22 protein-coding genes are annotated in these 22,806 nt (G+C 62.6%); 10 read left to right on the forward strand and 12 right to left on the reverse strand.

Annotation, left to right across the window (positions count from 1 at the left end; genetic code table 11):
- The first annotated feature begins 105 nt into the window (after nt 1-105).
- Nucleotides 106-2,097, forward strand: coding sequence for an FAD-binding protein (locus B5E65_RS09165; protein WP_087171470.1), 1,992 nt, complete (start codon nt 106-108; stop codon nt 2,095-2,097).
- Between the two features lie 135 nt (nt 2,098-2,232).
- On the opposite strand, the gene B5E65_RS09170 is transcribed toward B5E65_RS09165, so the two are convergent.
- The 3 genes from B5E65_RS09170 to B5E65_RS09180 all read right to left on the reverse strand — a co-directional run bounded on the left by B5E65_RS09170 (nt 2,233) and on the right by B5E65_RS09180 (nt 4,844).
- Nucleotides 2,233-3,009, reverse strand: coding sequence for an inositol monophosphatase family protein (locus B5E65_RS09170; RefSeq protein WP_204658845.1), 777 nt, complete (start codon nt 3,007-3,009; stop codon nt 2,233-2,235).
- A complete protein-coding gene (gene add / locus B5E65_RS09175; protein WP_087171471.1) occupies nt 3,003-4,019 on the reverse strand; it encodes an adenosine deaminase in 1,017 nt (338 codons plus the stop codon). The genes B5E65_RS09170 and add overlap by 7 nt, the downstream gene beginning before the upstream one ends.
- A gap of 108 nt (nt 4,020-4,127) precedes the next feature.
- Nucleotides 4,128-4,844, reverse strand: a complete 717-nt coding sequence (locus tag B5E65_RS09180) for a carboxymuconolactone decarboxylase family protein (protein ID WP_242957514.1) — start codon at nt 4,842-4,844, stop codon at nt 4,128-4,130.
- Nucleotides 4,845-4,973: 129 nt separating this feature from the next.
- On the opposite strand from B5E65_RS09180, the gene B5E65_RS09185 reads away from it, so the two are divergent.
- Complete coding sequence (locus tag B5E65_RS09185) at nt 4,974-5,858, forward strand: LysR family transcriptional regulator (RefSeq protein ID WP_087171472.1); 885 nt, start codon at nt 4,974-4,976, stop codon at nt 5,856-5,858.
- A 45-nt stretch (nt 5,859-5,903) separates the two neighbouring features.
- Here B5E65_RS09185 and B5E65_RS09190 read toward each other — a convergent pair whose 3' ends face one another.
- The 6 genes from B5E65_RS09190 to B5E65_RS09215 form a co-directional block, all read right to left on the reverse strand.
- The gene (locus B5E65_RS09190; RefSeq protein WP_087171473.1) at nt 5,904-6,167 is read right to left on the reverse strand and encodes a metal-sensing transcriptional repressor; all 264 of its coding nucleotides are present in this window, start codon (nt 6,165-6,167) and stop codon (nt 5,904-5,906) included.
- Complete coding sequence (locus B5E65_RS09195) at nt 6,157-8,763, reverse strand: heavy metal translocating P-type ATPase (protein ID WP_087171474.1); 2,607 nt, start codon at nt 8,761-8,763, stop codon at nt 6,157-6,159. Before B5E65_RS09195 ends, B5E65_RS09190 begins: the two co-directional genes overlap by 11 nt.
- 119 nt (nt 8,764-8,882) lie before the next feature.
- On the reverse strand, nt 8,883-10,952 hold the full coding sequence (locus B5E65_RS09200; RefSeq protein WP_087171475.1) for a leucine-rich repeat domain-containing protein: 2,070 nt from the start codon (nt 10,950-10,952) through the stop codon (nt 8,883-8,885).
- Between the two features lie 113 nt (nt 10,953-11,065).
- Nucleotides 11,066-11,986, reverse strand: coding sequence for a putative ABC transporter permease (locus B5E65_RS09205; RefSeq protein WP_087171476.1), 921 nt, complete (start codon nt 11,984-11,986; stop codon nt 11,066-11,068).
- A 33-nt stretch (nt 11,987-12,019) separates the two neighbouring features.
- Entirely contained in the window at nt 12,020-12,394 is a 375-nt protein-coding gene (locus B5E65_RS09210; RefSeq protein ID WP_087171477.1) for a desulfoferrodoxin family protein, read from the reverse strand.
- Between the two features lie 40 nt (nt 12,395-12,434).
- Nucleotides 12,435-13,004: an HdeD family acid-resistance protein gene (locus tag B5E65_RS09215; RefSeq protein ID WP_087171478.1), complete on the reverse strand. Its 570-nt coding sequence runs from the start codon at nt 13,002-13,004 to the stop codon at nt 12,435-12,437.
- Nucleotides 13,005-13,203: 199 nt separating this feature from the next.
- On the opposite strand from B5E65_RS09215, the gene B5E65_RS09220 reads away from it, so the two are divergent.
- The gene (locus B5E65_RS09220) at nt 13,204-13,920 is read left to right on the forward strand and encodes a Crp/Fnr family transcriptional regulator (protein ID WP_087171479.1); all 717 of its coding nucleotides are present in this window, start codon (nt 13,204-13,206) and stop codon (nt 13,918-13,920) included.
- 44 nt (nt 13,921-13,964) lie between these two features.
- On the opposite strand, the gene B5E65_RS09225 is transcribed toward B5E65_RS09220, so the two are convergent.
- Both B5E65_RS09225 and B5E65_RS09230 read right to left on the reverse strand, forming a co-directional pair.
- Entirely contained in the window at nt 13,965-14,582 is a 618-nt protein-coding gene (locus B5E65_RS09225; protein WP_087171480.1) for an HdeD family acid-resistance protein, read from the reverse strand.
- Between the two features lie 22 nt (nt 14,583-14,604).
- Nucleotides 14,605-15,297: an oleate hydratase gene (locus tag B5E65_RS09230; RefSeq protein ID WP_087171481.1), complete on the reverse strand. Its 693-nt coding sequence runs from the start codon at nt 15,295-15,297 to the stop codon at nt 14,605-14,607.
- 346 nt (nt 15,298-15,643) lie between these two features.
- Here B5E65_RS09230 and B5E65_RS09235 point away from each other — a divergent pair, with 346 nt between their 5' ends.
- From B5E65_RS09235 to B5E65_RS09265, 7 genes are all read left to right on the forward strand, one after another.
- The gene (locus B5E65_RS09235; RefSeq protein ID WP_087171482.1) at nt 15,644-16,021 is read left to right on the forward strand and encodes a PH domain-containing protein; all 378 of its coding nucleotides are present in this window, start codon (nt 15,644-15,646) and stop codon (nt 16,019-16,021) included.
- Nucleotides 16,022-16,231: 210 nt separating this feature from the next.
- Nucleotides 16,232-16,963 (forward strand): sigma-70 family RNA polymerase sigma factor, encoded by a 732-nt coding sequence (locus tag B5E65_RS09240; protein WP_087171483.1) that lies wholly within the window; start codon nt 16,232-16,234, stop codon nt 16,961-16,963.
- Complete coding sequence (locus B5E65_RS09245) at nt 16,960-17,841, forward strand: anti-sigma-I factor RsgI family protein (RefSeq protein WP_087171484.1); 882 nt, start codon at nt 16,960-16,962, stop codon at nt 17,839-17,841. Before B5E65_RS09240 ends, B5E65_RS09245 begins: the two co-directional genes overlap by 4 nt.
- A gap of 102 nt (nt 17,842-17,943) precedes the next feature.
- Nucleotides 17,944-18,978, forward strand: a complete 1,035-nt coding sequence (locus B5E65_RS09250) for an anti-sigma-I factor RsgI family protein (protein WP_087171485.1) — start codon at nt 17,944-17,946, stop codon at nt 18,976-18,978.
- Nucleotides 18,968-19,666, forward strand: coding sequence for a polyphosphate polymerase domain-containing protein (locus B5E65_RS09255; protein ID WP_242957515.1), 699 nt, complete (start codon nt 18,968-18,970; stop codon nt 19,664-19,666). The genes B5E65_RS09250 and B5E65_RS09255 overlap by 11 nt, the downstream gene beginning before the upstream one ends.
- Nucleotides 19,667-19,675: 9 nt before the next feature.
- Nucleotides 19,676-20,353 (forward strand): DUF4956 domain-containing protein, encoded by a 678-nt coding sequence (locus B5E65_RS09260; RefSeq protein WP_087171486.1) that lies wholly within the window; start codon nt 19,676-19,678, stop codon nt 20,351-20,353.
- Nucleotide 20,354: 1 nt separating this feature from the next.
- Complete coding sequence (locus B5E65_RS09265; protein ID WP_087171487.1) at nt 20,355-21,755, forward strand: CotH kinase family protein; 1,401 nt, start codon at nt 20,355-20,357, stop codon at nt 21,753-21,755.
- 53 nt (nt 21,756-21,808) lie between these two features.
- Here the strand turns inward: B5E65_RS09265 and B5E65_RS09270 are convergent, their stop codons facing one another.
- Nucleotides 21,809-22,801, reverse strand: a complete 993-nt coding sequence (locus B5E65_RS09270) for an alpha/beta hydrolase (RefSeq protein WP_087171488.1) — start codon at nt 22,799-22,801, stop codon at nt 21,809-21,811.
- Nucleotides 22,802-22,806 lie beyond the last annotated feature (5 nt).

Consider the following 22,806-nt stretch of genomic DNA (forward strand, 5'->3'; position numbering starts at 1 on the left):
CAAAAATTAACAAAGATTATAATGAAATTGTCAAGCGGCGGGAGAGACGCCGCGCGAATGGCATGCGCCGCCCGGGCGTGTGCAAGAGAAGAAAAGGAGAAGAAGATGAAACGTATTCTTGCCCTGCTGCTGGCTGTGGCCATGGTGTTCACCCTGGCTGCCTGCGGCAGCACCGGTTCCAGCTCCAGTGCTCCGGCCAGCTCCAGCAGTTCTGCTGAGGCGGAGCCCACCTACGCCGAGACCAAGACGGCCGACGTGATCGTAATCGGCGCCGGCGGCGGCGGTCTGTCCGCTGCCAACGAAGCCACCGTGAACGGCGCTGAGAGCGTCATCATTGTGGAGATGACCAGCAAGACCGGCGGCTCCCTGAACTACACCAGCGGCAGCATGGCCTGTGCCGAGAGCGTCATCCAGAAAGAGGACGGCGTGGAAGACAGCCAGGAGAGCTTCGTGCAGGATATCCTGAAGAACGGCAGCGACTTCGGCGGCAAGCCCAATGAGGCGATGGTCCGCGAGTTCGTGGCTGAGGATATCAACGCCTTCCAGTGGCTGTGGGACAACGGCCTTAGCGAGTACACCTTCAACACCGACTCGGAAGGCCGCCGCGCGGTCTTTGCGCCGGAGCATGCCCTGTACTCCGTCCCCCGTACCTACAAGACCAAGCCCATGGATTCTGCCAACTACTCCTCCGCCGCCCACGAGGTGATGGACAAGGTTGTCAAGTCCAACGACAAGATCGAAATCGTCTACAACACCAAGGCCATCGAGCTGCTGGCCAACGACCAGGGCCAGGTGCTGAGCGTCGTGGGTCAGAACGACAACGGCGACCTGATCCGCTTTGATGCCAACAAGGGCATCATCGTGGCCACCGGCGGCTACTCTGCCAACAGCAAGCTGATGGGCATGTACGCCGAGAACGGCGCGGACTACCTGCGCGGCGGCCCGGCCAGCGCTGACGGCAATGGCCTGCGTCTGATGCAGATGGTGGGCGCTGCTCTGAACGAAGAGAGCATGAGCTACATCCCCACCTTCCCCATGGGCCTGCAGAGTGCTGACGATCCCACCACCGGCACCATCGCCTCCACCTACACCTGGAAGGCCGGCGGTATCGTGGTCAACCAGAACGGCGAGCGTTTTGTGAACGAGTGCGAATCCAACCCCTCCATCCGTGAGGTGGCCCTGGAAGAGCAGCCCGGCGCCGTGCAGTACGACATCTTCACCGACAAGATCCTGGAGGACCTGCGGGCTGCCGGCGGTTCCTTCATGTACGACTTTACCTTCGAGGGTGAGAACGCCCGCGGCGCCCATGTGCTGCAGCAGGCCGACACCCTGGAAGAGCTGGCCGAGAAGATCGGTGTTCCCGCTGAGAACCTGATCGAAACTGTGGAAGCCTACAACGCCAGCGTGGAAGAGGGCGGCACCGACGAGTTCGGCCGCACCTACGACGACAGCCGCGACACCTACAAGCTGGCTGTGAACAAGATCGAGGGCGACCACTTCTACGCGGTTCCCCTGCATGCCCTGTGCGTTATGACCCTGGGCGGCATCACCACCAACGAGCAGATGCAGGTTCTGGACGAGAGCGGCAACGTGATCCCCGGCCTGTACGCCGCCGGTGAGGTCGTGGGCGGTATCTGGGGTAAGTTCGTCTCCGGTGGTACCGGCGTCATGGGCCCCATCACCTTCGGCCGCATCGCTGCGCAGAACGTGATGAGCCAGGAGCTGGGCAGCGGCTACGAGGCCAAGCCCGCCTCCAACCTGCTGGACGAGAGCCTGTTTGTCAAGGAATCCTCCGGCGAGAGCCTGTTCGACATGAGCAGCGCCAACCTGACCGATGGTGAGTACACCGCCACCGTGGACGGCCAGGAAGGCCCGATGACCGTGGTTGTCACCATCACCGACGGCAAGATCGCCGGTGTGGAGATCACCGAGAACGCCGAGACCGAGGCTGTGGCCGGCGCGGCTCTGGAGAGCCTGCCCGGTGCCATTGTGGCGGCCAACTCGGTGGATGTGGATGGCGTGTCCGGCGCGACCCTGACCTCCAACCGCATCAAGAAGGCGGTTACCCAGTGCCTGGAAGAGGCTAACAACGCCTGATCAAACCTTTCAATCTCCTGCTTATACTGACGGACGCCCCGTCCCCGCATTGTGCGGGGGCGGGGCGTCCGCCTTTTGCAGCAAAAACGCCCTCCGCGCCTTGGCGCAGAGGGCGTCCTGATATTCCGGGCAGAATCAGCCGCCGCACAGGGGCAGAAGATCCTCAAACACAGCAGGGGGAGCGGCCACCACGTCCGCGTTGGCCAGCGGGTACAGGGGCGCGCCGTCATAGCCGGACACCGTGCCGCCCGCCTCGCTCACCAGCAGCATACCGGCGGCAAAATCCCAGGGCTTCAGGTTGCGCTCCAGATAGCCTTCCAGCCGGCCGGCGGCCACATAGGCCAGATCCAGCGCCGCCGAGCCGGTGCGCCGGATATCCTCGCACCGGTCAAAGATGGCCCGGAACGCGGAGAAGTTCACATCGGTAAACTGCCGGTCATAGGGGGAGGTACCGATTGCAATCACGCTGCGGGCCAGGCTCGGAGCGGTGCTCACATGGATCGGCTGCCCGTTGCAGAACGCCCCGCCGCCCCGCCGGGCCCGGAACATCTCATCCCGGAACGGGTCGTACACCAGCCCCAGCACCGGCGCGCCGTCCTGCACCAGCGCCAGCGAAATCGCGCTGTGCCCGAAATGGTGCATCAGGTTGGCGGTACCGTCCACCGGGTCCAGCACAAACACCCGGCCGGAAGGATCCGGCTCGGCGCAGCCGTCCTCTTCGCCCAGAAACTGGATTTCCGGCCAGCGGGCCCCCAGTTCTTTCTGCAGAAAATGCTGTACGCCGGTATCGCACCGGGTCACAAAGTTGGCCCGGCCCTTTACCGTCACATCGGCCAGCGCCGTTTCATCCACAAAGATCGACCGGGCCTGCCGCAGCAGGGCTTCCAGTTCCTTTTCCATCTCGTTCAGCACGATTCCTCTGTCCTTTCCTGTGCCAGCTCCCGGCAGATGGCTGCCCGCAGCTGTTGTTTCAACGATTCATCGGCAAACGAAGCGTCGGCGGCGTTCAGCAGCAGCTGCCGTACTTCTTCCGTGCGCAGACCAAAGCAGTCGGTCAGCCGCTGCAGTTCCTGCCCCGCATCGGTGCCGCTTACCGCCATGTTGTCGGAGTTGACCGTGACCACCAGCCCCGCGTCCAGCATGGCCCGCAGCGGAAAGTCCTCCAGCCGGTCAAATACCCGGGTGTCCAGGTTGCTGGTGGGGCAAACGGTCAGCGGTACCCGTTCCCGGGCCAGCCGGGCGGTCACCGCTGGATCCTCCAGCGCCCGCACCCCGTGGCCGATCCGCCGGGGCCCCATGTCCAGCGCCGCCGCCACGCTTTCGGGGCCGTCCGCCTCGCCCGCGTGAACCACAAAAGGCACCCCCAACTCCCGGGCCAGCGCAAACAGCGGCGCAAACTGCCCGGTGGGGAAGATCGCCTCCGCCCCCGCCAGATCCAGCGCCGCCACCCCGCGGCCCCGATACCGGGCGGCCAGCTGTACCGTTTCCCGGTTGGCCGCTTCGTTGTCGGCGCCCCGCATGGCGCACAGAATCAGCCGGGAGGGGATCGGCGCTTCCTGCATCCCCGCCAGTACGGCCTGGATAGCCTGCTCTTGGCTCATTCCCTTCTGCCCGTGGGACTGGGGCGCAAACCGCAGTTCCGCATAAAGAAGGCCCTTGTCCGCCAGTTCCGTCAGCAGACGGCGGGCGGCCTCCCGCAGCGCATCCCCGGTCTGCAGCAGGGAGAGGGGCAGGGTAAAACAGGCCAGATATTCGTTCAGATCCCGGCACCCGGCAGGGCAGTGGAGCATCCGGTCCAGTTCCGCCGCATCCCGGGGCAGTTCGATGCCTTGCATCGCCGCCAGCACCCGGGCGGTTTCCGCCGAAAGCGAGCCATCCAGATGCAGGTGCAGGTCAATCAGGCAGTGAAGTGTTTGCGCCATAGCTACCTCCCGTTCGCCGCTGAATTTTGTACCCAGTATAGCACATCGTCTGCCAAAGCGCAAAGCAAAACGGCCGCCGGAAAACCCGGCAGCCGCTAGGATGAACCGTTATTGTTCCGCCGCTTTGCGCACACATTGCAGCGCGTTCAGGCAGCGGGGATAGCCGATGTAGGGCAGGCAGGCCGAAATTACCCCGATCAGGAACGGCACATCGTTGCCCATCCGCAGATTCGCCGCCGCATGGCTGATCAGCTGAGGCTCGCAGCCGCCCTGCGCGGCCAGATAGCAGAAGGTCAGCATCTCCCGGCAGCGCAGATCCAGCGCCGGGCGGGTGTAGTAATCCCCAAAGCAGTTTTCCGCCAGCCAGCGGTTGATGTGGCGGCTGTCCTCCGGGCCGGAGCGCCAGAAATCCTGCATCCCGTCCCCGAAAATCTCCACCTGTGCCTGGGTCCCCCGGGACTGCCGCTCTTCCCAGGGCACAAAGGGCTCTGCCGGCGGCACAGCGCCGTCAAGCCGGGCCAGCGCCCGGTCGGCCGCTTCACTAAACGGCAGTACCCGCCCGATTCCCAGATAGGCCGCGGCCTGGTAGACCACCTCCCGAATCTGGGCAGCGGTCACACCCGCCTGCCGCGCCGGGACGATCGTCCGTTCAAAAGCCTCCAGCCCCTGGCAGCCCAGCAGACAGGCCAGCACAGCCAGCGCCCGGGTCGGTGCATCCAGCCGGCTCTCCTTTGCCGCCTGTGCTTCGAATTGCGAGAACCGCTCGGCAAATTCGGTATTGGTTTCGGCTGCGGCGCCGAACAATGCGTTCATTTCCTGTGTCATGCAAACGCCTCCTTGCCGCCGCTGTGCGGCGTTCCTGTCTGTATTGTAGCGCGCCGCGCCTTGACTTGGGAAGAACCAATATGCTAACATCGTATTAACCAAATGGTAAAACAACCCTGGAGGTTCCCTATGCTGGATCCGAATCTTCTTATCTTTCTCTGTGTGGCGGAGTGCGGCAGCTTCAACCGGGCGGCCAAACAGCTGTACCGGTCCGCGCCCTCGGTGATGAAGCAGGTCAATGCCTTGGAAAAGCGGCTGGGCCTGTCGCTGCTGGAGCGCACCAACCAGGGGGTGCGGCTTACCGCGGCGGGGCAGGTGATCCAGCGGGAGGGTCGTGCCCTGGCCCGGGCGGCGGAACAGGCGGTGAAGAAAGCCCGTGCCGCCGGGGAGCCCGCCGGCACTATCTTCCGGGTGGGCAGCTCCATCCTGAACCCCTGCGAGCCCTTTATGCCTCTGTGGGACCGGGTGCGCGGCGCCTTCCCCGGCGGGGGTGTGCGGATCGTGCCGGTGGAGGATGACCACCAGGACATTCTGTCGGTGATCGCCTCGCTGGGGCAGGAACTGGATTTTCTGGTGGGGGTCTGCGACTCCCGCCGCTGGATGGACCGGTGCCGTTTCTACCCGCTGGGAGAGTGCGAGCACGTCTGTGCCGTATCCCGGGACCATCCGCTGGCGGGCAAAACCCGGCTGACCCCCGACGATCTGCGGGGACAAACCCTGATGATGGTGCAGAAAGGGGACTCCCCGGTGGTGGACGCCCTGCGCACCGAGGTGGAACGCTGGCCGGGCGTGCAGATTGAGGACACCGCCCAGTTCTACGACATGGAGGTGTTCAACCGCTGCGCCGAAAGCGGCAACGTATTGGTCACACCGGACTGCTGGCGCTCGGTGCATCCGCTGCTGGTCACCATCCCGGCGGCGTGGCACCATCCCATTCCCTACGGGCTGATGTACGCCAAATCCCCCTCCGCCGCCGTGCAGCGCTTTCTGGACGAACTGCAGCGCACCGAATAAACCAAAAGGAGCACCCCGCCGGGGTGCTCCTTTTGCTTGTCGGTTTCAGGTAACCAGCTTTTCCAGCAGCTGCAAAGCCTCTTCCAGTTTGGGATTGGGCTCGTCGGTCTGCAGCGCGTCCCGCACGCAGCCGCGGATGTGGGCGCGCAGGATCTCCTGATTCACCCGTTTCAGCAGCGCCTGGGTGGCCAGCAGCTGGTTGGAGATATCCACACAGTACCGGTCTTCCTCGATCATGCGCAACACGCCGTCCAGCTGGCCGCGGGCGATTTTGAGCGAACGGGTAACCTTTTCCTTATCAGCCTTCATAGGCCTGCAGGCCGGTCACTTCGTAGCCGGCGTCGGTCACGGCGGCTTTCAGCGTTTCGTCGGCCACCTCGCTGCCGGCGGTCACCACCGCCCGCTTGTCCTCCAGGCTGACCTCCACGCCGGTCACACCGGCCACACCCTCCAGGGCGCGGGTCACATGCTTGACGCAGTTGGGGCACATCATACCCTCGATTTTCAGTTCCCGTTTCATGCAAATACCTCCATTCGTTTGGTTGGCTTGGGTTTGTTCCAGAATTCGCTCCCCGGGCAGGGAAGCGTCAGAAACGACACAGACAGGGGCGGCCGGGGCGGCGGTTTCCTCCACCGGGCGGCGGCGCGGCTTGAAGAACCGCAGCCGCAGCGCGTTGGAGACCACAAACACCGAGCTGAAACTCATCGCCAGCGCGGCCACCATGGGGTTCATCTTCAGCCCGAAGGCGGCGTACCAGCACCCGGCGGCGATAGGAATGCCGATGATATTGTAGAAAAACGCCCAGAACAGGTTTTCCTTGATGTTGCGGATGGTGGCCTTGCTCAGTTCGATGGCGCCGGCCACATCCAGCAGATCGTTTTTCATCAGTACGATATCGGCGGATTCCATGGCCACGTCGGTGCCTGCCCCGATGGCGATACCCACGTCCGCCCGGGCCAGGGCGGGGGCGTCGTTGATGCCGTCGCCCACCATGGCTACCTTGCGGCCCTCCTGCTGCAGGCGGCGGATCTCCTGCTCCTTGTCCTCGGGCAGTACCTCGGCCACCACCCGGTTCACACCCACCTGACGGCGGATGGCCTCGGCGGTGCGGCTGTGGTCGCCGGTCAGCATCACCACTTCAATGCCCATGGCCTGCAGTTCCTCCACAGCGGCCTTGCTGGTGGGCTTCACCACATCCGCCACGGCGATCGCGCCCAGCAGCTGCCCGCCCCGGGCAAAGAACAGGGGCGTTTTGCCCTGGTCGGCCAGCCGGTTCTGCAGCGCCTCCAGCGCCGGATCCTTCAGACCGTTGGCGGCCAGCAGTTTTCGATTGCCCGCCAGGCATACCTGCCCGCCGATCACGCCGCGCAGCCCCTGGCCGGGGATCTGCTCAAACCGTTCCACCGGCAGAAATTCGGTGTTCCGGGCTTCGGCCTGGGCCACAATAGCCCGGGCCAGCGGATGCTCCGACAGCTTTTCCAGCGAAGCCGCCGTCTGCAGCAGCTGCTGTTCAGCCACGCCCCCGGCACAGACCAGATCGGTCACGGCGGGCTTGCCCTGGGTGATGGTGCCGGTCTTGTCCAGCACCACCACATTTACGCTGTGGGCGGTTTCCAGCGCCTCGGCGGATTTGATCAGCACGCCGTTGGCTGCGCCCCGGCCGGTGCCCACCATGATGGCGGTGGGGGTGGCCAGACCCAGCGCGCAGGGGCAGGAAACCACCAGCACCGATACGGCGATGGTCAGGGCAAACTCAAAGCTGGCGCCCACCAGCAGCCATACGATCATGGAAACCAGCGCGATGCCGATCACAATGGGCACAAACACCCCGGCCACCCGGTCTGCCAGCTTGGCGATGGGGGCCTTGGAACTGGTGGCTTCGTCCACCAGCCGGATGATCTGGGCCAGGGCGGTCTCGTCGCCCACCTTGTCGGCCCGCATCCGGAAATAGCCGCTCTGGTTGATGGTGGCGCCGATCACCTTGTCGCCGGGCTGCTTGTCTACCGGGATCGATTCGCCGGTAATGGCGCTCTCATCCACCGAGCCGGTGCCCTCCAGCAGCACGCCGTCCACCGGGATGGATTCCCCGGCCTTGACGATGAGCAGATCGCCCTTTTCCACCTCTTCGGCGGGGATCACCATCTCCACGCCGCCGCGTACCACCGTAGCCTTTTTCGGGGCAAGATTCAGCAGCTTGTTGATAGCGTCGGAGGTGCGGCCCTTGGCCCGCGCCTCCAGGAACTTACCCAGGGTGATCAGGGTCAGGATGGTACCCGCGCCCTCAAAATACAGATCGTGGGTGAAATGGTCCACCATCGTCAGCTCCCCGTGCCCCAGCCCATAGGCAATCTTGTACAGGGCGTACACCCCGTAGACCAGCGACGCGCCGGAGCCCAGCGCAATCAGCGAGTCCATGTTGGGGGAGCGGTGCAGCAGGGTCTTGAACCCGGTGCGGAAGTATTTGTTGTTGATGATGGCCACCGGCAGCGCCAGCAGAAACAAAGTCAGCGCGTAGATCATCGCGTTGGCGGTGCCCAGGAAGAATCCGGGCAGCGGCCAGCCCATCATGTGGCCCATGGAGATATAGAACAGCGGCACTGTGAACACAAAGGACCAGATGACCCGCCGCTTCATCACCTGGTATTCCTTTTTGGCCTCGTCCACGGGGGAGGGGGCGGCGGCGCTGCGGGTGGGCCGCTGGGGCGAAGCGCCGTATCCGGCTTTTTCCACCGCCTCTACTATCTGGCCGCCGGAAAGGGTTTTGTCGTCGTAGGTCACCACCATGCTGTTCTTCAGCAGGTTGACGCTGCACGCCTGTACGCCGGGCAGCGCCGACACGCTTTTTTCCACCCGGGCGGAACAGGCGGCGCAGGTCATGCCGGTGACATTGTATTTTTCCTGCATAGGGACCTCCTTACATTGCCATAGATACCCATAGGGGGTATGGGTATCTATGGCCTAAGTATACTGCATCGGTATGGATTTGTACAGTCCCTTTGAAAAATTTTTTTGCGGGGCAGGGATCAGTCTTTAGAAGAATCCCGCAGCGAGGCCAGAATTGTCGCCAGGATCAGCACAACCACGAGGAAGAGCACCAGTGTACGGAAGCCGTCCCGGAATGAGGGGCTTTCTCCCTCGTCGGTAGGGGAATCAGACGGGGAGGGGGTAGAGGCCGGTGCCGTCGGGCTTGGCTGGATCGTGGCGGAGGGCTCTGGCGTGGGTGAAGGGCTGGGCGCAGGGGTGGCGGTGCTGCCGGCGCCATGGCTGGGAACCGGGGTTGCCGGCGGCACCGTTGGCACGGGTGTAGGTGCCGGTGTGGGCACCGGCACAGGGGCGGGAGAGGGCGAAGGGGCAGGAACCGGCGGGGCCACAACAGAGTAGCTGCGCAGCACGGTGCCGGTGTAGTTGCCCTGGAACAGCAGGGTCAGGGTGACCTGTCCGTTTTCCGACCGGCGGTTCACGGTATAGTCGGTACCCTTTTGCAGAATGATTTCCCCATCCTTTACCGTCAGGGCGGCTTCCTCCTGTGCACTGCTTACCGGGGATACCCACAGCTGGGACGCGGGCTTCGGTGTGACCTGTACCGGGATGGAAAGGCCCTCCACGGTATTGTAGTTGTCGGTGTCGGCCGGCACAAACCGTGCCGCAAAGTGGTTTACGCCCACGTTCCCCACCATCTGATTGGGGGTCGTCCATACAAAGCCGCTGCCCGGCGTTACCGATTCCAGTTTGCTGCCGTATACGGTGGTCAGGCCGGTGGGCAGGGAGTAGTCAGGCTGGGCTTTCAGAATGTGGAATTCCTTTACTGCCACCAGCCCGGCATGGCCATCCACCGGGGCCACGCTGGCCCGCACATACCAGGTGCCGGCTTCGGTGGGCATCTGCGAGGTGAACTCCCCGTCAGCTGATGTGCTGTAGGTGTACACCGGCTGCCCGTATTGGGCATCCGCATGGGGCAGGTGCGCGGCCTCGCCGTAGGTCCAGTCTTCCATGGTCAGCGGCTCCAGCCAGGCATTGCTTACCTGAAACCGCAGGGTGGCTTCCACCATAGCCGAACCATCGGTGTACCGATAGGTCACCACGCTCCCGTCGGAAAGGCCGGTCAGTACCGTGCCGGAAAGCTCTGCGCCGGTCACGTCGGAAATGTGGGCGATATCCAGCGGCAGACCCAGGCGGGTCAGGTCGTAGCTGGTTTCCTCCGCACCGATCTGGATATCCACCGGCCGCTGGGCCGTCAGATCCAGGGTGGGGGCGGCGCTGCCCGGTTTGATGGCCAGCAGCTGGTTGTCCGCCGCCATCACATCGGTGAGGTTGGGATTGCCGCTCAGGTCCAGAAAGGTCAGGTCGCTGCGTTCGATGCCCAGAATCTGCAGGTTGGGGGCCTGGGCCAGATCCAGCTCGCTTACCAGCGAGTAGGAGCACCAGAGATCCAGCAGCGCATCGTTGCCGCCCAGGGTCAGCGTCTGCAACGGCCCGCCCATATAGAGCAGGTAGGCCAGCTCTTTGTTCTGGGATACATCCAGGGATGTGAACTGGTTGTCACCGCAGGCCAGTTCCCGCAGATGGGGCAGCATGGAAACGTCCAGTGCCGCCAGCCGGTTGTCGTGGCAGTGCAGCGCTTCCAGCGCGGGCGTCTGGGACAGATCCAGCACGGTCAGGTTATTCTCGTTGCACAGCAGATTGGTCAGCTGGGAGAGATGGGCCAGAGGCAGATCGGTCAGCGCATTGCCGATGCAGTTGAGAGAGGTGAGATTGACAAAGCAGCCGATTCCCTCCAGCGAGTGGATGTCCTTGTTCCGGATATCCATTTTGGTTACTGCCGCGCACTCCGCTTCGGAGAGAAATCCGTTTCCATCGGTGTCGTATATGTGAACATAAGCCAGAAATGCCGGGTCGGGGAAGGCGGCAGCGTCCAGCGCAATACCATCCGCCTCACTGGCGGCGGATACGCTGACGGATTCGCTGTCCGGCTGTTCGGCCCGGACCGGAACGGTCAGCAGCCCCAGGGCCAGCATTCCTGCCGCCAGCAGACCGGCGGCACGGTACGCGGTGTGGGGGGCGGTCCGGTGGGCCGGAGTAGTAAAGAAGTTCATGTTTCGGCGCACATCCTTTCACGGGGACCGGTCATGCCGGGCGTTTTGGCGTATGATGAATGGAAAAATGGCTCAAATCAGCCCCGCGGCCAGGGCGGCCGCAGGGCGCGTTTTCAGGGATCCAGCAGCGGCTCCATATCCTGCAGGGCGTCCCCATATCGTTTGCTTACAATGCTGGGGTTGCGGCGCAGATGCCGCACCGTGCGCCGGAACATGGGATCGGTCCGGTCCCGCATGGCCTGAAACTCTTTCTGAATCAGGCGGGCCGTTTCCGGGGCGTCCGGAGCGGAGGATAACAGACTCTTGAAGTCCAGCGTCCGCAGCAGGCGGCTTCGCTGGTCCCGCAGAACCTGCAGCCGGGCGGCCAGGGCGGATTTTACCGCCTCGCCGGACTGCCGGGCCGTGTCGACGCTGCGGGTCAGGGTGTTGGGGGCGAACGCCGCCTGCACCTCCAGCCGCTTCTGCAGCCAGGCAATCCGGCGTTTGCTTTCGCTCAGGCTGCTGAGCAGGCTCCGCATGTCCACGGCCTCCCGCAGGGAGACAAACATGTCGGCGGTGGTAAGCCCGGCCAGGGTCAGCGCGGCGGAAACGGCAAGCGTTTCCGGCAGGCTGGCGGTCCAGCCGCCCAGCAGAGGGTGAATCAGCTTGACCATCGCCAGGGAGAAAACACCCCAGCAGAGGGAAGCGGGCAGGCAGATGTATCCGTTCAGATTCCAGCGATACATGCTGTAGTCCCAGTAGCGTACATGAAACATCCGTTCCATGGCGTAGCCGGTTATGTACTCCAGCAGGGTGGCGCCGGTCATCCCCATCAGAAAGATCAGCAGGGGATTCTGGGCCACCGGCAGGGTGAACAGCAGGATGGACACGGCGCCGAACCCATAGATGGGAAGCAGCGGTCCGTGCAGGAATCCCCGGTTTACCCAGCGGTGTTCACGGATGGAAACGAAGCTGGATTCCCAGATCCAGCCCAGGAAGGAATACAGGAAGAAAAACAGTACCCATTGCGCGGGGGTGTAGCCAAGCAGAATCATAGAGCATTCCCTCTTTCGTGGTCGGTGTGCCGGTTAAAGCGGGGTTTCCCACAACCCGTGCAGGTTGCAGTCGGCGTATACGGCGGTCAGAACTTCTTCTTCCGCCAGGGGAAAGGTGGCGGCCGGTTCCCCCTCAGGCGGCAGGAACCGGATGGCCACGCCCCGGTCGGTCTCCAGCAGGATCCAGCGGATGTGGTGCTTGTGGCTCATGGGATGGGACTCCAGCCCCACCTGTACATGGGCCTCAGCGCCATTGCGGGTTGCCAGCGGCAGGTGCTTTTCGGTGGAGGCCTCCACCATGCCGGGGGTTACCTCCTGCATGGGGTGGCCGCAGCATACCATGGATACGCCGGAGTCGTGCAGTTTCACGGCCAGGTTGCCGCAATGAGCGCATTGATAGAATTTCATAATTGGTTCTCCACTTTCTCTGATTCGTACGGAATCAGCTTTACAGGGGGTGAGAGCTGGGCGGGACAGGGGCCGGGCGAACGGCACGTTTTTCCAGGATTACGGTGGCCAGGTCGCTGGCGCCATCCGCGATGAGCGCGGCGCCGAATACCATTACCACCACACGAACTGTGGCAAACGGATTGATTACGATTACGGTGCCCAGGATGATCGGAAGAACAGAGGAAATTGCCAGCGGGATCATGCCGGGGTATTGTTCGCGGAGAGCCGCGATGGCCAGGGGCAGTTTTCCGATGCCGTCAATGAGAAGCAGGGAGCCCAGCACCAGCGGCAGCACCGACAGAACGGCTTCGGGCCAGATCAGGGCAAAAACGGCGAAGGCGGCGGGCAGAACGGTCAGGAACAGATCCCCCGGGTTGCTCTGCCCGGTTTTGCGGCTTTGGATGTACCGGATCAGGTGGCTTGCGCCGTATACAGCGGTGCCGGCGGCCAGTGCCTGTACAAACAGGGTGCTGCTGGCAATGGGGAAGAGGAAGAGCAGAACGCCCATCAGAACATACAGTGCGGCGACCCAGAGGGACGCGGAACGGGTCCAGAAAAATTGAAACATGATATACCTCCTTGCAGGTAATGGCTTTGGTTTGGAACAGAGAGGGTATCCGGGATGGTTCCATCCGGTTTTCTCTGTATCTATATCGTACTATAACGGGGCGGGGAAATCGGTGTGTCAAACAACGCACCACGAAATCTTGTAAACCGGGATTTGGCGTTTTATAATAAAAGAAAAGCGTCGAAACGAGGTGCGGGTCATGGAAAGGGAACTGGATCTGACGCTGCTGAAGAAGAATATGCTGTTCCGCAATCTGACGGACGGGGAGATCCTGGAGGTCATCGACACCATGTCGCCCCGGGTGGTAACCTATCCCCGGCGCACGGTGGTGGGCCGGGACGGGGACGAGTTCCCGGAGATCGGTGTGATCCTGGCCGGAAACGTCCATCTCTCCCACATTGACAGCAACGGCAACAGCAACCTGATGGATGTGCTCAGCGCGGGGGCCACTCTGGGTGAGCTGAACTCGGTAGGACGGTACCGGCTGCATGTAACCATCACCGCCACCGCCCAGACGGAGATCCTGTACCTGAGCGTGGACCGTCTTCTGCGCAAAAACGTGCTGACCGCCCCCACCCAGATCCGCTTTCTGCAGAACCTGACCCTGGCGGTGGCCAGCAAGGGCCAGTACCTGACCCGCAAGCTGGAGGACAGCATCCGCCGCTCCACCCGGGAACGGCTGCAGGATTACCTGTCGGCCCAGTATCACAAGGCGGGCAGCCGTACCTTTGTGATCCCGCTCAACCGGCAGGACCTGGCTGATTTCCTGTTTGTGGACCGCAGCGCCATGTCCAACGAGCTGTGCAAGATGCGGGATGAGGGGCTTTTGAAGTTTGAGAAAAGCCGGTTCGAGCTGCTGGTGGAGATGCCCATCACCGACAACGAACCCGATCCCAATGAATCGGATAACGATTGACCGGTAAACGGCCGCACCTTTTCGGGTGCGGCCGTTTTGTCAGCTTACGCTGTGGCTTTGCGCCGGCGGCGTTCGGAGAAATAGTCGGTGATCAGTACAATACCGGAGGCCCCCAGATATACGCCCCATACGGTGCTCAGGGCCAGCCAGCCGGTGAGGGGATTGGCCAGGATCAGCACGCCGGTCAGGGCGTTGAGCACGCTGCCGGCCAGTACCCAGCCGGCCCCCTCGGTGCCTTCGGTGCGCAGCTGCTGAAACAGAAACAGCTGGCTGACGCTGCGCAGAATGGTGAAGAACGCCACCGTGACCGACAGCCCGGCAATCATGGTCAGAAAGCTGTACTGCGTCTGGTAGGACGCCCACACGGTAAACAGGCTGAAGGCGGTCAGGGACAGGCCGCTGATCACAGAGCCGGTGCGCTCGGCGGCAGGGGCTTTCATGTAGGCCACGATCTGGGCCACCCCGTATACGCCCAGTCCGGCGGTGATCATGTAGGCCAGGATAACACCGGTGGCCAGGGGGGAGAATACAGCGGCAAGGCCAAGCCCGATCAGGCCCAGGCCTGCCGCCGCCCGCCAGGGGCTCGCGGCGGCAAGCGCCGGAGCCTGGGGTGGAACGGTGGTTTCTTCCGAAACCGCGGTGGTGTGCAGGGATTCATTCATAATGATTCCTCCTTTGAGGATGTCAGATCAGATCGTACTGGGCCAGCAGTTCTTCCAGCGTGGTGCCGCGCACAGCATCCAGGCCGGCGTGCAGGGCCATTTTGTAGGGCAGGGACAGCTTCATCTCCAGAGCCGAGTGCCAGGTCTCAAAGGCGAACATCGTCTGCCAGTACAGCCAGAAGTTGGATTGATAGAACTCGTCGCTCAGTACGTCGTCGATGGTTTTGTTGTACAGCGCCTCATCCAGCGTAAAGAACAGCTTCATTAGCTCCATGGCGGCATCGTCGCTCAGATCAAAGCGGTTTTTGGTGTCCGCGCTCTTGCCCCGCTCCAGGATTGCCCGGTTCATGGAGTAGTTCGGGTCATCGTGGTTCAGCCAGTAGAACTCGTCCAGTACACTGGCGTCGGGAACCTCCAGCGAGGGTACCGAACGGAACAGATCCCACAGACACTCGTAGTGGTTCTCCATCTCCCGGCCGCCGCGGATCACAAATCCTATGTCCGGCCGCAGCAGACCGTCACAGGCGCCGCCGGGCAGTTCGGCTTCCTCCAGAATATGGATGCGGCTGCCGTCCATCTGGGCGTCCCGCACAAGGAATGCGGCGGCGGCCAGGCTGGCGAGCCCTCCGCCCACGAGCCATGCCTGCTTTTCCTCCACGCCTTTCGGCTTGCGGGGACGGGCGAACGCTTCATAGTTGCCATTGGTGTAATTCATATAAAATACCTCCTGTGCGCCGGAAGTTGTTTCGACGGCGCGTGTATGGATTGAAATTGAAGTACAAACCGGCTGAGGGGGTGTCCGGCGTTCGCGCCTTGCGGAGGGAACGAAAGACCCGACGCTGCAGATCGTCTTCAACGTGTCTACAGCATACCGCGTTTGAGAGGGAAAAACGGTTTGTTAAACAACGGAAATAAAACTTGTTTGCTGCTTGAAAATGTTAATTTTTATCGTTGTCTGCACAACCGCAAGGATCCGGTCAAATGGGGTATGCTTATAGCAGAACGAATCCATTCTGCAACAGGGGCGGCTGCGGCCGTACCTATATAAAGGAGACAAAACAATGGCTGATCTTGAAAACATGGCATTTCTCAAACTGCGCCCTGTAAGCGACACCCGTCTGACCGAACAGGTAACCCCGCTGCTCTGCCCGGGTGAAAAAATCGTGCAGCAGTACCAGGGCATCCGGGACGGCGTGCTTTTTACCGACCGCCGGATCATCGCCGTCAACACGCAGGGATTTACCGGCCGCAAAAAAGCCTTTGTGGCGATGCCCTACAGCCGCATCCAGGCCTATTCCATCGAGTCGGCCGGTGTGATCGACTTCGACAGCGAGGTGCGGATCTGGCTGGCGGGGCTGGGGATGGCGACCTTTGAACTGGTGGCCGGGGCTGATATCTTTGCACTGGCGCGGCTGATTGGCAGCGGCGTTCCCACCTGACCAAAGCAACAAATACACAGGACCGGCAGCTCAATTGGGCTGCCGGTCCTGCTTTGCTACACAAAGACTTTACAATCAATTTACTATCCGCTGATATCAGCCAAACTGCCTGGTTTGCTACAATTATTATGGGTTTGCCTACTTTTTTGCGCCCGACCCCGGTTTTGGGGTGCGGGCTGCGTATCCTGTACAGGCAGGGGAGGAAGGACCATGGACAAGGAGCATCCCATTGTGGAGGCGGTGTTTGCGGCCAAGACCGACAGTGCCCGGGCGGACGGGCTGATCCGGGATTGTCTGCCCTTTATCCGGGGGCAGGCATCGCGGTTTCTCGGGCGGCCCTGCACCGACCAGGACGACGAATACAGCATAGCGATGATCGCCTTTCACGAGGCCATCCAGAATTACAGCCGGATGCGGGGACCGTTTCTGCGGTACGCAGCGCTGACCATCCGCAGCCGCCTGATCGACTATCACCGGCGGGAAAAACGCCACAAGGGGCAGATTTCGCTGTTTGCACCCCATGACGAAGAGGACGGCCGCACCTTGGCGGATACCCTGCCGGAAGAGCGGGACCGGTTTGCCGAGGCGGAAACCCGCGAGGCCACCCGCCGGGAGATTGAGGAGCTGGCAACGGTGCTGCAGCGGTTCGGGGCCAGCTTTTCCGACATTGCGGACAACTGCCCCCGCCAGCAGCGCACGCTGGAAGCCTGCGGGCAGGCGGTGCGGTACGCGGCGGCGCATCCCGATCTGCTGGAAGAACTGCTGCGCACCGGCCGTCTGCCTCTGGCCCGTCTGGCCGAAGGCAGCGGCATCGCCCGCAAAACCTTGGAGCGGCACCGGCGATATCTGCTGGCCATGCTGCTGATCCAGACCAACGGCTATGAAATTATCCGGGGGCACCTGCACCGTGTGCTCAAACGGGGAGAGGAGGCGACCGCGTGAAGTATATCGTGCTGGAACGGCACCCGGGCTATGTGGTGGTGCTGGACGAAGAAGGGCGGTTCCTCAAAGCGGCCGACCGGCAGTATCAGGTAGGCCAGCAGCTGGACGCCATCCTGCCCATGCGCCCGCCCAGGCGGCGTGGCCGGGCAATCCTGTTTCCGGCGCTGACGGCGGCAGCCTGTCTGGTGCTGCTGGCACTTTCGGCAGTGCGGATGGCGCAGATGCCTTACGCCTCGGTGTATATGACCATCAATCCGCAGGTTCGCATCGACGTAAACCGTCGGGATACCGTATTGACGGTGGAAGGCACCAACCCGGACGGCGAGGTCCTGACCGAAGGCTATGAAGGCCGGGGCAAGGAGCTGGAGCAGGTGATGGACGAACTGACCGACCGGGCGGTGGAGATGGGCTGGCTGCATCCCGGCGGCCAGATCACCCTGACCCTGGACGCGGAGGACGGGGACTGGGTGGCCGCTCACAGCGACAGCCTGCCTGCCCACCTGAACGAATATCTGGACGAGACCCTGCAGGTGACCATCCGGGTGGATGGGGGCGAAACCGGCGGCCAGGAAGCGGCCATCCCGGTGGGTCCGCCGCCCACCGCGGTTCCCACGGCGGCGCCTACCGCAGCACCCACGGCAGTACCCACGCCCGTGCCCGCCGGGGATTCGGGATATGGGGATTCCGCCTACGGTTCGTCGGAAACCCAGGGCGACAGCGGCTATACCGCTGCCACCGCCCCGCCGCAGGATTCCGGCTACGGGGAAGGGGATTCCGGCTACGAAACGCCCGCACACCCCGAGCAGGACTCCGGCTACGACAGCCCCGAACCGGTGGAGGACTCCGGCTATGGGGATTCAGCCTATGACAGCGAATAAAAAATTTTTGCGGCGACCCCGGTTTTGGCCCCGGCGGTACGTATCCTGTTAACACAAGCCACAAAACGGAGCCAAGACTCCGTATAACAAGGAGGAACCACCATGAAAAAGATGAGCAACAAGTATCTGTCCCTGCTGCTGGCGCTGGCTCTGGCGCTGTTTGTCCTGACCGGCTGCGGAACCGCCGCTCCTGCTGTTTCCGGCGTGGAACTGGCCGATGGCGGCGTACTGCATCTGCGGGTGAATCCGGAAATTGACGTAGCCTACGACGACGCGGGCAACGTGACTGCCGTGACCGCCCGCAACGACGATGCGGCCCGTCTGCTGGAAGGCTATACCGGCTACGAGGGCCGCCCCTGCCGGGAAGTGGTAACTGAGCTGGTGTCCGCTATCGGTCAGGCCGGCTACTTTGTGGAAGAGGTGGAAGGCGAGAGCCGCCAGATCACCATTGAGATCGAAGCCGGTTCCCAGCTGCCCCACCCGGAATTCCTGGATGAAGTGGTGTCGGATGTGCGCCAGTGTGTAAGCACCAATTCCTGGCACAGCCCGGTGGATGTGCAGGGCGAAAGCGACTATGGCATGACCGATTACGTGGATACCGACTACGGCCCGGAGAATGACGGCGTGACCGATTACAACGACACCGACTACGGCCCGAACAACGACGGCGTGACCGACTACGACGACACCGACTACGGTCCGAACAACGACGGCGTGACCGACTACAATGACACCGACTACGGCCCGAACAACGACGGTGTGACCGACTACAACGACACCGATTACGGTCCGAACAACGACGGCGTGACCGACTACAACGACACCGACTACGGCCCCAACAACGACGGCGTGACCGACTACGACGACACCGACTACGGCCCGAACAACGACGGCGTGACCGACTACAACGACACCGATTACGGCCCCAACAACGATGGTGTGACCGACTACAACGACACCGATTATGGCCCCAACAACGATGGTGTGACCGACTACAACGACACCGATTATGGCCCCAACAACGATGGCGTCACCGATTACAATGCCGGCGGAGATTCCGGATACGACAACGACAGCGGCGATTCCGGCTATGAAGGCGACTCCGGGTACGAGGGCGACTCCGGCTATGATGACTGAGGCGCGTACCCCGCTGCGGCTGCGCCATGAGATCAAGAGCTGCGTTTCCCCGGCGGAGGATCGGGCCCTGAGCCAGCGCCTGGCGCGGCTGTTCGGCCGGGATCCTCACGCCGGGCCCTCCGGGATATACCGGGTAAGCAGCCTGTATTTTGACACCCCGGGCGACCGGGCTCTGCGGGAAAAGCTGGACGGCACCGACCGCCGGGAGAAATTCCGCCTGCGGTATTACGGCGAAGATACCGGTTTTGTGCGGCTGGAGAAAAAGATCAAGGCCAGCGGGCTGTGCGGCAAGCGCAGCGCCCGGCTCACCGCCGGGCAGGTGCAGCAGCTTCTGGCAGGCGATACCGGCTTTCTGCTGGAAAGCGGCGACAGCCTGCTGATCGAGCTGTACAGCAAGATGCAGGGGCAGCGGCTGGCCCCCCGCCGGATCGTGACCTACGACCGGGAGGCCTTTCTCTGGGCGCCGGGCAATCTGCGCATTACCCTGGACCGTAATCTGCGCGCCGGGATGGACCTGTCCCGTTTTTTAGACCCGGCGCTGCCCCATATCCCTATGGCCCCCGGTCAGACGGTGCTGGAGGTCAAGTACGATGAATTTCTGCCGGAGCTGGCGCGGCTGGCGGTGCAGCTGCCCCGCGGGCGGGCCGAGGCGTTTTCCAAATATGCCGCCTGCCGCCGGTACGACTGAGGAGGAACCATGCCTTTCAATTTTCAGGATATCTTCAAATCCGGGTTTCTAGAGGAAGTGAACGCTGTCCCCCCGGCGGATATGGCGCTGGCACTGGGCCTGGCCTTTGCGGTGGGGCTGTTCATCTTTTATATCTATAAGCGCTGCTATGCGGGGGTGCTGTACTCCGCCAGCTTCGGGGTGACCCTGATCGCCCTGACCATGATCACCAGCCTGCTGATTCTGGCGGTCACCAGTAATGTGGTGCTAAGCCTGGGCATGGTGGGCGCGCTGTCCATTGTGCGGTTCCGCACCGCTATTAAGGACCCCTCGGACATTGCATTCCTGTTCTGGGCCATTGCGGCGGGCATCGTGCTGGCGGCAGGATTCATCCCGCTGGCGGTGGCAGGCAGCCTGTTCATCGGGGCGGTGCTGGCCGGGTTTTCCGGTTTCCGCAGCCATGCCCAGCCCTACATCCTGGTGCTGCACTGCGCCGACGCCGCGGCGGAAACAGCCGCCCGGCAGTTTGTGCAGCAGCATGCCGCCCGCCTCAGCCTGAAAAGCAAGGCGGTGGAACCGGGCCGGATCGAGCTGAACTGGGAGATCCGGCTGAAAAGCGAGGATACCGGCTTCATCAACGATCTGGCCGCCCTGCCCGGGGTGGAGCACACGGTGCTGGTGGCCTACAACGGGGATTACATGAACTGATATGCTGCGATCGAAACACATCGACCGGATCTGCCTGCTGGCGGCGGCGCTGGCCCTGGCGGTCGCGGTGCTGCTGGCAAAAGGGGAAGCCCTGGGCCTGATCACCCCGGCCTACACCGTCCCGGAATACACCCGGCGGTTATTTGATGCAGGGCGGGTACACACGCTGGAAATTTTCCACGAGGACTGGGAGGGCTTCCTGGCCGGCGCCGACCAGGAGGAATACAGCCCCTGTGACCTGGTGATCGACGGGGAGCGCTTCTCCCGGGTAGGCATCCGGGTCAAGGGGAACAACTCCCGCCGTCTGGTGAGCGACTATGGCCTGGAACGGTACAGCCTGAAACTGGAGTTCGACCACTACACCTCCGGCAGCTACCACGGACTGGATAAATTCAGCCTGGATGCGGCCTTTCAGGACAACAGCTACCTGAAAAACTTTCTGGCCTATGACATGATGGCCTTTATGGAGGTGCCCTCGCCCCTGTGCAGCTATGTGTGGGTGAAGGTGAACGGGCAGGACTGGGGGCTGTTTCTGGCGGTGGAAGAACCGGAGGAGGCCTTTGCCCGGCGCAATTTCGGCAGCGGCCACGGGCAGCTGTACAAGCCGGATTACCGCTCGCTGAACGATGAAAATGCCGACGTAGCCCTGCGTTACACCACCGACGACCCGGCGGATTATGACAACATCTTCCGCAACGCCAAATTCCCGGTGAGCGACGAAGACAAGGCCCGCCTGATCGAGTCGCTGAAAATCCTGAACAGCGGGCAGAACCTGGAACAGGCCGTGGACATCGGCGAGGTGGTTCGCTACTTTGTGGTGCAGGTGTTTGTAGTAAATCTGGACGGTTATCTGGGCCGCACGGGGCACAACTATTTCCTCTATGAAGAAGACGGCGTGCTGCAGATGCTGCCCTGGGACTATAACCTGGCCTTTGCCACCTATTCTCTGGGTATGCCGGACCCGATCAACGATTCCACCCTGTACATCAACTGGCCCATCGATACTCCCGGCGAAATTGCCCGAAACCGTCCGCTCTACCACAATCTGATGCTGCAGAACGATATCTTTGCCCTGTATCACGAACAGTTCGGCCGGTTTCTGACCGAGTATTTTGAAAGCGGCCATTTTGAAACGCTGGTGGCCCGCACCCGGGAGATGATTGCCCCCTATGTGCGGCAGGACCCCACCGCGTTCTGCTCCTACGAGGATTTTCTCACCGGTGTGCAGACCATCACCGATTTCTGCCTGCTGCGGGCAGAGAGTGCCCGCGGCCAGCTGGAAGGCACCATCCCCTCTACAATACGCGGCCAGACCGAGGACAGCAGCGCCTTTGTGGACGGCAGTTCCGTCTGGCTGCCGGATATGGGCGAGATCGCCGATCTGGCGGACGGAGTAAAATAATAAAGGCCCCATGCCAGACGGCATGGGGCCTTTTGCGTAAACGCGGGATTGGATCAGAACAGTTCCAGCAGGAAGTCCGCCACATGGCCGATTGCCCGGTCAGACTGCTTGAGAGGGAACATCTGGAACACATGCCACAGATCTTCCCAGCATTCCATGCGGCAGGGGATGCCCTGCGCCAGCAGCCGCTCATGCAGCCGGGCAGAGTCGTCGAACAGAATCTCCTGCGATCCCACCTGGATCATCACCGGGGGGAACCCGGTAAAATCACCAAACAGGGGGGACAGCATCGGATCACGCCAGTCCAGGCCGGGGGCGTAGGCGTCCCGTGTGGCCTGCATGTAGTTGGCGGTCAGGGAGGGGTCAGAGGCCGCACAGCGCTCGTAGGATTCGCCGCTCAGGGTCATATCGGTCCAGGGCGAAAAGAGCACCAGACGGCGGGGCAGCTGGCGGTGGGCGTCTCGCAGAAGCAGCGTCAGCACCAGGGCCAGGTTGCCGCCGGCGGAATCTCCCATCAGCACCACGTCCCGGGCGCCGTAGCCCAGCAGCATCAGGTAGTCCCAGGCTTTCAGGGCGTCCTCCCGGGCAGCGGGGTAGGGATGCTCCGGTGCCAGCCGGTATTCAAAGCAGAGCACCTCGTACCCGGTGCGGTTGGCTACCTTGGAAGCCAGCACCCGGGAATAGTCCAGGCTGCCGCTGGTATAGCCGCCGCCGTGGCAGTACAGTACCACCTTGCGGGGATCGTGGCCGCGTTCCGGCCGTACCCAGGCAGCGGGCATGCCTTTCAGATCAAAGGGCTCCCAGCTCAGCCCCAGCAGCGGCGAGGCCAGACGGCCCAGCACATGCTGGCTGCGGCGCTGGCGCTCCAGTTCCGTGGGGCTGGCCAGGGCAGGGGAGGCGGCTGACCGTACCGAGCGCAGTACCTTCATCATGGCGCTGGTCATGGCCTGGTCGGCCGGGTTGGATTCGCTGAAGCGGGGCATGGGGATATGCAGCCCTCCCCGGGTGTTGTCGGCGGTGTTGTTGAAGCTGTTGTTGTTTTCCATAAGAT

Origin of the sequence: Gemmiger sp. An120 (assembly GCF_002160955.1) — a bacterium.
Lineage (GTDB): Bacteria > Bacillota > Clostridia > Oscillospirales > Ruminococcaceae > Gemmiger_A > Gemmiger_A avium.